General features: G+C 53.4%; 14 protein-coding genes. 11 read left to right on the top strand and 3 right to left on the bottom strand.

Annotation, left to right across the window (positions count from 1 at the left end):
* Positions 1-4 precede the first annotated feature (4 nt).
* Entirely contained in the window at positions 5-841 is an 837-nt protein-coding gene (locus H6868_05905; GenBank protein ID MCB9988855.1) for a YbhB/YbcL family Raf kinase inhibitor-like protein, read from the bottom strand.
* Between the two features lie 203 nt (positions 842-1,044).
* Here H6868_05905 and H6868_05900 point away from each other — a divergent pair, with 203 nt between their 5' ends.
* From H6868_05900 to H6868_05885, 4 genes are all read left to right on the top strand, one after another.
* On the top strand, positions 1,045-1,899 hold the full coding sequence (locus H6868_05900) for a GNAT family N-acetyltransferase (protein MCB9988854.1): 855 nt from the start codon (positions 1,045-1,047) through the stop codon (positions 1,897-1,899).
* Complete coding sequence (locus H6868_05895; GenBank protein ID MCB9988853.1) at positions 1,899-2,696, top strand: 1-acyl-sn-glycerol-3-phosphate acyltransferase; 798 nt, start codon at positions 1,899-1,901, stop codon at positions 2,694-2,696. Before H6868_05900 ends, H6868_05895 begins: the two co-directional genes overlap by 1 nt.
* A gap of 26 nt (positions 2,697-2,722) precedes the next feature.
* Positions 2,723-2,947: a DUF3126 family protein gene (locus tag H6868_05890; GenBank protein ID MCB9988852.1), complete on the top strand. Its 225-nt coding sequence runs from the start codon at positions 2,723-2,725 to the stop codon at positions 2,945-2,947.
* A 171-nt stretch (positions 2,948-3,118) separates the two neighbouring features.
* Positions 3,119-4,036 carry a hypothetical protein gene (locus tag H6868_05885; GenBank protein MCB9988851.1) on the top strand — a complete coding sequence of 306 codons (918 nt, stop codon included), beginning with the start codon at positions 3,119-3,121 and terminating at the stop codon, positions 4,034-4,036.
* A 32-nt stretch (positions 4,037-4,068) separates the two neighbouring features.
* Here the strand turns inward: H6868_05885 and H6868_05880 are convergent, their stop codons facing one another.
* Positions 4,069-4,380: a hypothetical protein gene (locus tag H6868_05880; protein MCB9988850.1), complete on the bottom strand. Its 312-nt coding sequence runs from the start codon at positions 4,378-4,380 to the stop codon at positions 4,069-4,071.
* A gap of 92 nt (positions 4,381-4,472) precedes the next feature.
* Between H6868_05880 and H6868_05875 the strand changes: the two genes are divergently transcribed.
* Genes H6868_05875 through H6868_05865 form a run of 3 tightly spaced genes read left to right on the top strand, consistent with a single transcriptional unit; the run spans position 4,473 to position 7,643 of the window.
* Complete coding sequence (locus H6868_05875) at positions 4,473-5,780, top strand: 3-deoxy-D-manno-octulosonic acid transferase (GenBank protein ID MCB9988849.1); 1,308 nt, start codon at positions 4,473-4,475, stop codon at positions 5,778-5,780.
* The gene (gene lpxK, locus H6868_05870; GenBank protein ID MCB9988848.1) at positions 5,771-6,778 is read left to right on the top strand and encodes a tetraacyldisaccharide 4'-kinase; all 1,008 of its coding nucleotides are present in this window, start codon (positions 5,771-5,773) and stop codon (positions 6,776-6,778) included. Before H6868_05875 ends, lpxK begins: the two co-directional genes overlap by 10 nt.
* Positions 6,779-6,782: 4 nt before the next feature.
* On the top strand, positions 6,783-7,643 hold the full coding sequence (locus H6868_05865; GenBank protein MCB9988847.1) for a lipid A biosynthesis acyltransferase: 861 nt from the start codon (positions 6,783-6,785) through the stop codon (positions 7,641-7,643).
* A gap of 37 nt (positions 7,644-7,680) precedes the next feature.
* Here H6868_05865 and H6868_05860 read toward each other — a convergent pair whose 3' ends face one another.
* Entirely contained in the window at positions 7,681-8,775 is a 1,095-nt protein-coding gene (locus tag H6868_05860) for a hypothetical protein (protein ID MCB9988846.1), read from the bottom strand.
* Between the two features lie 159 nt (positions 8,776-8,934).
* Here H6868_05860 and H6868_05855 point away from each other — a divergent pair, with 159 nt between their 5' ends.
* The 4 genes from H6868_05855 (at position 8,935) to H6868_05840 (ending at position 12,695) form a co-directional block, all read left to right on the top strand.
* Positions 8,935-10,287, top strand: coding sequence for a 3-deoxy-7-phosphoheptulonate synthase class II (locus tag H6868_05855; protein ID MCB9988845.1), 1,353 nt, complete (start codon positions 8,935-8,937; stop codon positions 10,285-10,287).
* A gap of 61 nt (positions 10,288-10,348) precedes the next feature.
* On the top strand, positions 10,349-10,648 hold the full coding sequence (locus H6868_05850) for a hypothetical protein (GenBank protein MCB9988844.1): 300 nt from the start codon (positions 10,349-10,351) through the stop codon (positions 10,646-10,648).
* A 23-nt stretch (positions 10,649-10,671) separates the two neighbouring features.
* Complete coding sequence (locus H6868_05845) at positions 10,672-11,031, top strand: hypothetical protein (GenBank protein MCB9988843.1); 360 nt, start codon at positions 10,672-10,674, stop codon at positions 11,029-11,031.
* Positions 11,032-11,075: 44 nt separating this feature from the next.
* Positions 11,076-12,695, top strand: a complete 1,620-nt coding sequence (locus H6868_05840; GenBank protein MCB9988842.1) for an NAD+ synthase — start codon at positions 11,076-11,078, stop codon at positions 12,693-12,695.
* Positions 12,696-12,720: the final 25 nt, after the last annotated feature.

The raw sequence follows: 12,720 nt of genomic DNA, 5'->3' as shown, positions 1-12,720 counted from the left end.
CCTTTTACATCCTGAAATAGTGATTCACCCGTAAGGCGCCGGTATCGAGGACATGGCCGTCCATCGCCCGCGTGACATCAACATAACTGGCCCCGTCCGGCAGGTCGAGAACCGTATCCAGCGCATAGATTGTGTAGACATAGGGATATGTGCCTTTGGGTTCGCACGGACCGGCATAGCCGTAGCTGCCGTGACCATTGAGCCCCAGCGCGCCGCCTTCCGCTGCCGATGAGGCCGCCATATCGACCGGAACTGACTGACGATCCCCCGCAATATTATAAGCCAGCCAATTCAAAAACGGTTTTTTGCCGTCTTCCCGGCGCTCCATGGTAATAACAAAACTCTTCGTGCCTTCCGGTATATTGCTCCACGACAAAGGCGGAGAGGTGTTTTCCCAATAACATGTATGATTCAGGGGAATACGGCGGCCTTCTTTCATCACGGAGCTACGCAATACAATTCCGGGATTGCGGACATCAATAGTGATTGTCTCGTCGTTCTCAGGCGCTACCGCGGGCTGTTCGATAACCGGCGCAGGCTCTTCCGGGATCGTTTCTTCTGTGCTCTCGATCTCCTTCGCTGGCTCTTCGATCATCGTTTGTTCCGGAATTGCTTCAGGGGATTCTTCCTCGACAACGACGGGCGGCGGCAAGGAAGATGTCTCCTGCGTTGTGGCAGGGAGCGAGGTGCCCGTTGTCTCCACAACTGTCAGAGGAGCGATCTGGTGTTCCTTCAGATAGAAATGCACACCGACCACAGCGATTACGATCAACGCCAGAAAAATAACAATATCCCGGCCACCGGTTCCCCTGGCTTGCTTTTTCGTGCTCTTTTCCGACACCCTGTTTTCCTTTCGCTCGTCCCTCGATGTTTTCCATTTTAAGCAGAAAATCCATGTTTGTCTGCCCCTCTCCTTTCGGAAAAGGAAATTGTTTCTTGACACTTCCTGCCGAGAATGGTGAATATGCCGGGGTCAGCTGGCCCCTTTGTGATTATGGGAACCGCGTAAACCCCGACGAGAAACCGTTATACGGCACCCGCAATATGATCATGAGCGCCCCCCCTGCCTCCCCTAGACAGATATCAGTCCGCCTTGCCCGGACCAGTGATGAGATTGAAGCCGCCCAACGGCTGCGCTACAAAGTCTTTTATGAAGAATGCGCCGCACAGGCCAGCGCCGACGTCGCCCGTGAGAAAAGAGACTTTGACGCCTTTGACGATGTCGCCGATCACCTGATTGTTATTGATGAGCGCATTGATAACCCGCAGGACCAGATTGTCGGCACATACCGTTTGATTCGTCGGGAAATCGCTGAAAAGCATGGCCGCTTTTACACCAGCGACGAATATGACATTTCCCCGCTTTTAAGCAGCGACCAGACCTTGCTGGAACTCGGGCGCTCCTGCGTTCTGGAAGAATACCGCATTCGTCCGGTTCTCCAGATGCTCTGGCAAGGGATCACCAATTACATGATCGACCACCAGATTGACCTGATGTTCGGTTGCGCCAGCTTCCACGGAACGAATATTGATTCCATCGCTGAATCGCTATCGTACCTGTACCACTATCATTTAGCCCCCGAAAATCTCCGGACGCGCGCTGTAGAGGCGACTTACGTCGACATGAACATTATCCCCAAGGACCAGATCGACCCGGACAAAGCCCTGCGCGAGCTGCCTGCTCTGATAAAGGGATATATTCGTCTTGGTGCCTATATCGGCGATGGCGCCTACATCGATCACCAGTTCAACACGACGGATGTCTGCATTATCTTTCCGATCCGCAATGCCAGCGAGAGCTATCGCCGGTTCTATGCCCGTAAAGTCCAGCGGCATGTCCCCGGACCGGGTGAAAGCTGGGAAACCGAACCATCCCGGAAAGCGGGAGAAACCGCCTGATGCGCACACTGGTCGCCCTTTACAAAATGTGCGCCTTTTTGCTGATCTGCGTGGCCGTTATTCCAACACAGCCCCTCGTCCTTTTCATCACCGGCGGCAAAGGCAAAGCGGCTCTCGTGATACCGCACCTGTTTATGGCCGGATGCTGCCATATATTTAAGATTCGGGCCGTGATCGAAGGTTCTCACAACGAAGACAAGCGGCAGACTTTTTTTGTCGCCAATCATATTTCCTATCTCGATATTGTTATTCTGGGCTGCCAGCTTTCAGCCTGTTTTGTAGCCAAGGAAGATGTATCGCGGTGGCCGCTATTCGGGTTTCTAGCCCGGTTGCACCAGACGGCCTTTATCAGCCGTTCCCGCAGTAAAGCCGTTCAGGGTAAAAACGCCCTCGACAATATGCTGGCCTCCGGCAAAAACATTATATTGTTTCCAGAAGGCACATCCACAGACGGCACCGCCGTCGTTCCCTTCAAATCAAGCCTGTTCAGTATTGCCCTCAAGCATCAGGACGGGCTGGCGCCGCTGGCCGTTCAACCCGTTACCATCAGTATTCTGGAAGTAGACGGACAGCCCGCACACAAGCAAGCTCTGCGCGACCTGTATGCCTGGTATGGCGACATGACTTTGTTGCCGCATTTATGGGCTTTTGCCAAAAGCCGGGGCGCGACTGTCAAAATCCGTTTTCATGAGCCTTGCGATTCTTCGCTGTATGAGGACCGGCGGGCTTTGTCACAACACTGCCACAAAATTGTCGCTGACGGACTTGACACGCCCCCCCAAAAACAAGCAGCATAGGGCTGTTCGCAATCAAGGAGATATTTATGGCTTTCACCTCTCAGGACGCGCAGCGTCTGCAAAAATACCTGTGCCGCAAACTCGGCAATGACAAAATTACCTTGCGTACGCGCGCTCAGGCTGACGATTCCGTCGAAGTTCTCCTTGATGGTGAATTTCTGGGCGTTATCTACAAAGATGACGAAGATGGCGAAATTTCCTATGATTTCAACATGGCCATTTTGGATATTGATCTGCCGGTTATGGTTTAAAGAGCTCTCCGCGCCCATTCATAAAAATTGAATAAAATTTGCTCTTCCCCTGCCATTTCTAGTAAAATTTTAATGTAGGCTTATTTTTGCAGTTCTCCTCATGCGAGGCATGACAGGGCCGTAAAACTGTACTACAATGCGGGGAAGAACCAACAGAGGGGGCAATTAACCATGAACGGACGCACCAATCAGGCTGACCATCACTCCATGATGTTCCGTTATCTTCTTTGTTTTTCCTTCCTCATGATTACGATTGTTTCCACGGCGACACACCAAGCGTACGCTGCCGCTGACACAGCCTGTGACCCACAATATATGGATGCGCTGGAAGCGCGCGGCCGCATGGAGGCGCAGCGGGAAATCGCCCAGAACCAGAACCTGATCGCCAAACCGGATAGTGTTTTGACGTACTCCTGTTTTGGCAGCCTGGTCGGGCATCTGGCCGGTGAAGACCTGTTTAGCGAAAACAGTCATATCGGGACCCCGGAAGTCCGCCTGCCCGGTCAAACGCGAGATTTGCTGGTCTTAATGGTCGGCGATGCCCTAAGCCTCTATCTTCAATGGAATTTTAGTCACAATTTTATTGGTGACCGCCTAAACTTTGGGGGGGGGATTGGTGGTGTCGGCGGGGGCGGCTATCACTGTCAAAACATGTTTAAAGTCTGGCAAGCCGCCCGTTGTATTGATTTTTATAATTTGCCTTATAGCGACAGAAGCGACAAGGACGGATTCTTTGATTTTCCCTGGTATGGCTCCGACGACCCCCGAGATCTTCCGCATGCCATGGCATCATGCTTGCCATCTATTAACCCGATTCATCTGACCATTGCGTTTAATGGCAAAGAAGCCCTGTATACCCTGGCTGCAGAGAACCCAAATGATGCCGCGCCTTATCTGGAAGACCCGGTCAAGACCTATCTGGCCTGGATCATGTATAAAGGGCACCCGATGGCTCCGGTCTGTCATAACCCACCGATCAAAACCGGTGTAACGGTAAAGAGAAACAACTTCGCACCGCCTGCTTATGGAGATGCCGTTTGTCCGAACCCGGGTTGCTGGTTTAATGCTGCCGCCAATAGCTGTCAGTAAAAGAGCATAAAGCTTCTAAAGCGCGGAGTTGACTAGCGGCTATTGTCTTCCGTGAGCCAGAGACTTATTTCTTTGTGAACTTTGGTGTTGTCCGGATTCAGGGCCAAAAATTGCATCACCGTTTGCAGATTCTTTTTCTGGTCGATTCTAATGTTGCCTTCTGAATCGATATCCTCTTCGCAGGGCTTTTGCTGTGCATCAAAAGAAATGCCGGATAGTGAGGCTTGCGCCCGCGCCAGCACATCAGGAGCAATCCGGGAGCGCAAGGCGCGCATCCGCATCAACAGTTCCTGCTGCAGTTGTTTACGATCCGGATTGTTATCCGTATAAAAAACACGGCGCATAACGCCCTCCTCTTTGCAAAACCGGGGAAAACCCGTATATCTACAAGGTACACGGAAAACCCCTAACAGAAAATGAACGCCCGGCCCTTTTAATGTTGAAACTTTATTCCGCTTTCACCCGCATATCGGCGCCGTTGCTGCGCCGGATTTTAAAAAAGCGTTGCCGGCTGGGAAAGGAAGATCCTGCACGTCTGTCCGAACGCATGGGGATTTCTTCAAAGCTCCGCCCCGCCGGGTCCCTGATATGGCTGCACGCTGCCAGCGTCGGTGAGGCACAATCCGCCCTGATTGTTATCGACGCTCTTTTAAAGCAAGCTCCCGACAAGCATATTCTGGTGACGACGGGCACCCGCACATCGGCGGACCTGATGGCAAAGCGCCTGCCGCCGGCGGCTTTTCACCAATACTATCCGCTGGATCATCCGCAGTGGGTGGAAGCCTTTCTGGATCACTGGCAACCGGATCTGGCGTTGTGGCTTGAATCGGAATTATGGCCGAATATGCTTTTAACCCTGCAAAAGCGTCATATTCCGGCAATCCTGCTCAATGCACGCCTGTCCGACCGTTCACAAAAACGCTGGAAGCTGGCAGCCGGAGAGATCAGAAAGCTGCTGGACAGCTTTGCCCTGATTATCGCCCAGAGCGTTCCCGACAAAGAAGCCTTTGAAAAACTGGGGGCCCAGCATGTTTTTACGGCGGGAAACCTTAAATACAGCGCGGCGCCGCTTCCCTGTAACCCTCAAGAACTCAAAGCCTTTAGCAAAACCCTTGAAGGCCGCCCGCTCTGGCTTTATGCCAGCACGCACCGCGGCGAGGAAGAGCTGGCCTGCCGCCTGCACCGTCATGCCTGCAAAAAGATTCCTGATCTTTTGACGATTGTTGTGCCGCGGCACCCGGAACGGCGCGATGAAATAAAGAAAATCTGCGAAGAAAACTCTATAAACTATTGTTTAAAGTCAGATAACAACCAAAAAATAACCGATAAAACGTCCGTATATATCGTCGACACCATGGGCGATCTTGGCCTGTTTTACCGGCTGGCCCCGCTGGTCTGTATCGGGCGATCCTTCAGCATGGATGGCGGCGGCGGCCATAACCCGATTGAGGCGGCGCAGCTGGATTGCGCTGTTCTGCACGGGCCGCGGGTTCAAAACCTGCAAATTATCTATGATGAAATGGACAAGGCCGGGGCAGCCCTGCGTCTAAAAGACGAAACCGATTTCCACACGCGCCTTGAAAAATTGCTTCATGACGAAGAAGGCTTGGCGGCGCTGCAAAACAAGGCCGCCCGTTTTGCTCACGACAAGGCCACCGTCCTTGAAAAAATCATGCAAAAACTTGCTCCTTATCTGGCAGCCCCCCCTGTTGAATCCAAAGCGGACGGCCAGAAATGCGCCTGAGCACCCCGTCATTCTGGTATAAAAAACCCAGCCTGACGGCCTGCTTTCTGGCTCCGCTCTCATGGCTGTATCAAGGCGCCCAAGCCCTGCATCAACGAAAACGGAGCGTACACCCCGCCTATGATCCGGGGATACCGGTTATTTGCGTAGGAAATCTGGTGGCTGGGGGATCGGGAAAAACCCCGACCGCGCTGGCGCTTTACAAGCTGGTAACCGCCAAAGCAATCTCTGAGCGTCCCTGTTTTCTTAACCGCGGTTATGGCGGCACGGAAAAAGGGCCGCTGCTGGTTGATCCCGCCATGCATACACCTCAAGAGGTCGGAGACGAAGCCTTGCTGCTGGCGGCGGCCGGCCCCACCATTGTTGCCACAGAGCGCCAACACGGCGCGCTTTTGGCACGGGAACAGGGATTTGATCTGATTATCATGGATGACGGCCTGCAAAACCCGTCTTTGCGAAAGACCCTGTCGCTGGTGGTAATTGACGGCAGCGCCGGTTTCGGCAACGGTCGCCCCCTGCCCGCCGGACCACTGCGCGAGCCGCTGGAAACAGGGCTGGCGCGAGCCGATGCGTTTTTGATTATTGGCGATGATAAAACAGACGTACATGCCTTGCTTCCGCTTGATAAACCAGCCTTTTCCGGGCACATACAGGTGCCGGAAGGCTTCGAAACGGATAGATCGATCCCATACGTTGCCTTTGCCGGACTGGGACGGCCAGAAAAATTCAAAGCTACACTGGAAGATTACGGACTGGATATCGCGGCTTTTCAAAGCTTTCCAGATCACCATGCCTATACGGCGCATGATTTGCAGACCTTGATAGACAAAGCGACGGCCCGCAAGGCCCGCCTTATCACCACACAAAAAGATGCCGTCAAATTACCGGCGGCCTTTATCCGGGAACAAAAGCCGATCGTCATGCCGATCGAGATTGTATGGAATGCCCCGGATGATCTTGAAAATACATTGACAGACAAGATTAAAAAAACAAAATAACATGATGAAAAATATAAGGTATTTTTTTGAGTATATTTTCATCTGGCTGATTATGGCCTTGTTCGGCTTGATGGCGCTCGATGCTGCCTCGGCCCTTGGCGGCTGGCTGGGCCGGACCATCGGCCCACGCCTGGCGACGTCCCGGAAAGCCCTGGCCAACATCAAAACGGCCCTGCCAGGCCGTGACGATCAGGAGTACGGCGAAATCCTTGCCGGGATGTGGGACAATCTGGGGCGGGTCATGGCCGAGTATCCGCATCTACGGCAAATCCTTTCGGAACGGGTGGAGCTTATCGGCTCTGATATACTGGAAACCCTTAAAAATGATGACCAGAGCGGTGTCGTGTTCGGCGCCCATCTGGCTAACTGGGAAGCTGCGGCCCTGACGATCCAGACCTTTTTACCAACCGATGCGATTTACCGCGCCCCGAACAATCCCGCGGTTGACCATATCCTGACAAAGGCCCGAAACATTACCGGCGATCTGAAAGCTATTCCCAAATCGAAAACCGGCGCCCGCCAGATTTTGCGCAGCATGAAGGAAGGCCGCCATATCGGGATTTTAATTGACCAGAAATATAACGAGGGGCTGGCTATTCCGTTTTTTGGCCGGGATGCCATGACCAGCCCGGCTTTTGCCGAATTACCGCAAAAATTCAAATGTCCCTTGGTGCCGGGACGTATAGAGCGTCTGGAGGGGGCGCATTTTCGGGTCACCATTTATCCCCCCTTGCCACTCTTTACCCCGGAGGGTACGGAACGTACGCTCGAAGACATCATTGGCGATGCCCATAAAATGCTGGAAGAATGGATTATCGAACACCCGGCGCAATGGCTGTGGCTGCATCGCCGCTGGCCCGGATGATATAGGACGCATCAGGTGGTACGCCGTTCGTTGTCCGTTATTCGTAGTATGTCTCGCGCTTATCCGCTTCGGCCTGTTCAACCACAGCGCTCATCACGGGGCCATAAAGCTGCTTGGCGGCATCGGTGAACATGGTCTCGCCGAGCTGCTCCCGCAGGAACGCCAGAACAACCTTTGGTCCTGCCGAGCGCATACCCCGTTCCTCCATAAATTTTATGGTTTCACGGATTGTCCACTCGTAGCTCATCCCGGCTGATGAGGCAATATCGGCTTCATGCAGAAACATCGCCATCAAAACCAGCTTGGGGTTATCAGCATAGCGCCGCAGTTTCCCGACCATCATCATCAGGACATCATCATTGTCCTCTCCCCAGAACATATAGCGGTATATTTTTTTCAACCGCACACAGGGGCTGTTTTCACCGGCAAAAAACGTAATATCGGTGCAAAACACCATGGATTCTATCTCGCCGCAGGAATCACTATCCATCCCCAGCGCTTCATAATAAGGGCGCGCCAGATCATAGGCATGCTGTTCCATATAGCCCGGCGTATAGACGCCATCGCGCATATTGTCGCCGCCTTCGTGCCCCAGATCATGAATGCAGGATGCCGCCAGCAACAAGGCAATCTCATGCCCCGATAACACGTCGTCCGTTCCCGCCGCCAGCCGGTTATGGGTGGAAATCAGCCGGATCGCGTGGAACAGAACCTTACGGTAATGTTCGTTGCCGTGATAGCGTAAGGAATTCGGGATTTCCGCCAGCACAGAAGACAGGAAAACGGCTTTGACCTCGGGGAGGCCGACGTCCAGATCAAACGCGGTTATGGCATGGGCAATCAACGCCGGAAGCGATACACAGCCATCGCCATCCTCCCACTGTAAGAATACTTCCGTAGCCTGTGCGCCAAAGTTATCCGACGCCGGCCCGAATAAAACCTCGGACGCTTTGTTCAGGCATTTATATTCCTTGCCGAACTGGGCTTTCAATTCATCAAAAACCAGAGACAGAATTGATGGCTCCGTATACGCGCCCTCAGGCGGAACGTCCAGACAAAGAGCCTTCAACTCATCAAACAGGTCATAAAAACAATCCGGCGCTGACGCGGAAATAATCTGTTCCTGTGGCAAAAAACTTCTCCTGCGGGGACATGGTTCCAAGAATGGCCGAACAGCCTGTCTTTCTTTATACCTCATTCTGGCACAGATTTGAAAACGTTTTTGCCTTGCGGCTATGGACGGAATTTCATAAACAGATACATTCCTGTTAGAGAAAGGCGAAAAAACCGCATGACACAAAATTGGACCCCATCGGGATGGAGAGACAAACCGGCCAAACAACTGCCGGTGTACAAGGATGAAACGGCGCTGAAAGCCGCCGAGGCCCGCCTTGCCAAAATGCCGCCGCTGGTTTTTGCCGGGGAAGCCCGTACGCTCAAAAAACAACTGGCCGAGGTTGCCGATGGCCGTGCTTTTCTGCTGCAAGGCGGCGATTGCGCGGAAAGTTTCGCCGAATTTGGCGCGGTAAAAATCCGCGACACGTTTCGGGTTGTCCTGCAGATGGCTGTGACATTGACCTTTGCCGGCGGTTTGCCGGTCGTCAAGATGGGCCGGATGGCCGGGCAATTCGCCAAACCGCGTTCGGACGATTTCGAAGAGAAAAACGGTCTTAAACTGCCCAGCTACCGCGGGGACATTATTAATGCCCTGAAATTTACCGCCGAAGCCCGCGAACCCGATCCGCAGCGCATGATCGAAGCCTATCATCAGGCAGCCGCGACCCTGAACCTTTTACGGGCTTTTGCCAGCGGCGGTTATGCCGACCTGCATCAAGTTCACCGCTGGAACCTCGATTTCGTCGATGACAGCCCCTTGAAAGAGCGTTACAACGCGCTGGCCGAGGAAATCAGCCGGACGCTATCGTTCATGAGCGCTTGCGGCATTACCCGCGAAAAAACCCCGGAAATCGTCAAGCAAACCGATTTTTATACCTGTCACGAGGCTCTTTTGCTGCCTTATGAAGAGGCGTTAACCCGGACCGATAGCACGACGGGCGACCCGTATGATTGTTCGGCACACTTCCTGTGGATCGGGGCACGAACGCACCAGACCGACGGCGCGCAAATCGAATTTGTCCGCGGCATCAAAAACCCGATTGGCCTGAAAGTCGGGCCGCACATGGAAACCGATACCCTGCTCAAGCTGATTGACATTCTGAATCCGGATAACGACCCCGGACGCCTGACTCTGATCTCCCGCATGGGGCATGAGGGCGTCGCCGACAAACTGCCGCCACTGGTCCGCAAGGTCAAGGAAGAAGGCCGCAGTGTTGTCTGGTCGTGCGATCCCATGCACGGCAATGTCTACAAAGCCGAGAATGGCTATAAAACCCGGAACTTCGACCACATCATGGCCGAAATCAAAGGGTTTTTCGCCGTTCACAAGAGCGAAGGCACCCACCCCGGCGGGATTCATCTGGAACTGACCGGACAGGATGTGACCGAATGCACGGGCGGTGCCAAGGAGTTGGCCGAAGACCAGTTATCCGAACGTTATCACACCGCGTGTGACCCGCGTTTGAATGCCAACCAGGCATTGGAACTGGCGTTTTTGGTAGCGGACGAGTTAAAGGCCATCAAATAAATTTGACAGCTTATTTGTTTACATATATCTTTCCCATATCTCATATAGGGAGGATAACAAAATGAATAAACTAGCACCTGTCTTGGCTACCCTTTTGGTTACCGGTGGCGCGGCCAACGCCCAGCCGGAAAATGATGTTTGCGCCGATTTTGTAGAACGCGCGCGACCTTTCTTCATGGAAGCTTCTTTTGTTGTCTCTCAAAAACTCAAGGCGCAAGTGGGCGCTGCTATTGAGCCGGGTGAAGAGATTGAAGGTCTGGCAGAGGTGGCTATGGATACCGGGTTCGCCATCCTGTCAGATGGAAAGGTCAATTACGGATGCACGGATGAGCAATACAAACAGGTTTTGAAGCCTAATTAACAAGAATAACGATCGGATCAAGTATGAAATTTCTTGCCCCCGCTTTTGCTTTTGCCTTTGCAACATCCGCCTGCGCGTCTCCGTTGCAAAAACCTCAGGAAGTCGATGTCTGCACGGACTTTGCTGACCGGGCTTCACGGTTTGTTGTCGAGGCGATAAAAGACGAAGGACGCTCTACCGTAAATCTCAAGGATGGAGAGCGCTTGCTCGGTGACCTCAGAAATTCGTCAAATCGCTCCGCGCGCGGCAATGCATGGGTTGCCGAAAAAATACTTATTGACGGCGAGATGCGTTATGACTGTGATAAAGCCCGTTACTGGCCGGCCCTTGAGACGTCCGTGAAGCATCGCCTTCATGGAGAGCCGCGCTTTACAAATCAGTAAAATTCACTTGGTGGCTGCGGGGCTTAGTGGTTAAATAGCAAACCATGACGACACCCCTTTCCATCACACTTTCCCAGATCAATCCGATTGTCGGGGATATGCCATACAATCTGGATAAAATCCGGCGTGTACGCGACGAAATGTCTGCGCAGACCGATTTGATCGTGTTCCCTGAACTCTCCGTATGCGGCTATCCGCCAGAAGACCTGATCCTCAAGCCCTTTTTCCTTGATAAGGTTGAATCGGCCGTACGTGCGCTCGTTTCGGAAAGTGAAAAAAACGGCCCCGCGCTGTTGATTTCCGCGCCGTGGCGGATTGACGGCAAGACGTACAATGCCGCGCTGTTGATTGAAGGCGGCGCAATCAAAGCCGTCCGCGCCAAGCACCTGCTTCCCAATTACGGAGTGTTTGATGAATTGCGGGTTTTTACACCCGGCCCCCTGCCCGATCCGGTTTCCTTCAAAGGGGTCAATCTGGGCATCATGATTTGCGAAGATATGTGGAGTCCAGACGTTGCCGCTCATCTGAAAAGCCGGGGCGCGGCGCTTCTGATCGTTTTGAATGCCAGCCCGTTCGAGGCCGACAAAAACGATTTGCGGCAGGAGCAAGCCCGCCGACGGGCACAGGAAAACGCCCTGCCCCTGCTCTACGTCAATCAATGCGGCGGGCAGGACGAACTGGTTTTTGACGGGGCATCGTTTGTGCTTGATAAAGATGGCCGCGTTCTTGAACAGATGGTTAAGTTTGAGGAATCCGCCCGGACGGTCTTTTACCCTTTGGCTTCTTCTCCCTCAGACGTACCAGACGAAGACCCGCACAAAGTCCTTTACACAGCCCTTGTTACCGGGTTGCGCGATTACGTCAGCAAAAACCGGTTTCCCGGCGTGATTATCGGGATGAGTGGCGGGATCGACAGCGCCTTGTCCGCCGCAATCGCCGTTGATGCGCTGGGGCCAGAGCGCGTGCAATGCGTGATGATGCCCAGCAAATTTACATCACAGGAAAGCCTTGACGATGCGGAAAACTGCGCCAAGGCGCTAGGGGCTTCCTATGAAATCATATCCATTGAAAGCGCCGTTACCGCCTTTGAAAATGAACTGGCCTCGTTCCTGAAAGACGCGCCGCCTGTGACACATGAAAACATCCAGCCACGCTGCCGCGGATTGATCCTGATGGCGCTGTCCAATGCCAGCGGACGGATGGTTTTATCAACCGGGAACAAGTCGGAAATGGCCGTGGGATACGCCACTCTCTACGGCGATATGTGTGGTGGTTTCAATGTGTTAAAGGATGTTTATAAAGTACAGGTTTATGAACTTTCGCGCTGGCGGAACACACAAAGCCCGGTCATCCCGGAGAGTATCATCACCAAAAAACCAACGGCGGAACTCAAGCCCGACCAGTGCGATCAGGACACCCTGCCCCCGTACGAGGAACTGGACGATATCCTGCACTGCCTGATCGAGCTTGATCTGGGCGTTGACGGCATCGTGGCCCGCGGGCATGCGCCCGAAACCGTGCGGCGGGTCTGGCGGATGCTCGACCTTGCGGAATACAAGCGCCGGCAAGCCCCGCCCGGCGTTAAAGTCACATCGCGCGCCTTTGGCCGCGACCGCCGTTATCCGATCACCAATCATTTTGTAAATATCATTGAAAAAGCTTGAGAAACCCGCTATTCAGTGGTGCTTA

This window comes from Rhodospirillales bacterium (assembly GCA_020638175.1).
Lineage (GTDB): Bacteria > Pseudomonadota > Alphaproteobacteria > Micavibrionales > Micavibrionaceae > JACKJA01.
This window is presented reverse-complemented; position numbering and strand designations above follow the sequence as displayed.

Coding starts and splice junctions, on each gene's coding strand:
- lpxK (MCB9988848.1), top strand. CDS start 5,771: ATGCGCCTGAGCACCCCGTCATTCTGGTATAAAAAACCCAGCCTGACG.
- H6868_05840 (MCB9988842.1), top strand. CDS start 11,076: ATGACGACACCCCTTTCCATCACACTTTCCCAGATCAATCCGATTGTC.
- H6868_05890 (MCB9988852.1), top strand. CDS start 2,723: ATGGCTTTCACCTCTCAGGACGCGCAGCGTCTGCAAAAATACCTGTGC.
- H6868_05875 (MCB9988849.1), top strand. CDS start 4,473: ATGTTGAAACTTTATTCCGCTTTCACCCGCATATCGGCGCCGTTGCTG.
- H6868_05865 (MCB9988847.1), top strand. CDS start 6,783: ATGAAAAATATAAGGTATTTTTTTGAGTATATTTTCATCTGGCTGATT.
- H6868_05885 (MCB9988851.1), top strand. CDS start 3,119: ATGAACGGACGCACCAATCAGGCTGACCATCACTCCATGATGTTCCGT.
- H6868_05900 (MCB9988854.1), top strand. CDS start 1,045: ATGATCATGAGCGCCCCCCCTGCCTCCCCTAGACAGATATCAGTCCGC.
- H6868_05880 (MCB9988850.1), bottom strand. CDS start 4,380: ATGCGCCGTGTTTTTTATACGGATAACAATCCGGATCGTAAACAACTG.
- H6868_05855 (MCB9988845.1), top strand. CDS start 8,935: ATGACACAAAATTGGACCCCATCGGGATGGAGAGACAAACCGGCCAAA.
- H6868_05845 (MCB9988843.1), top strand. CDS start 10,672: ATGAAATTTCTTGCCCCCGCTTTTGCTTTTGCCTTTGCAACATCCGCC.
- H6868_05895 (MCB9988853.1), top strand. CDS start 1,899: ATGCGCACACTGGTCGCCCTTTACAAAATGTGCGCCTTTTTGCTGATC.
- H6868_05850 (MCB9988844.1), top strand. CDS start 10,349: ATGAATAAACTAGCACCTGTCTTGGCTACCCTTTTGGTTACCGGTGGC.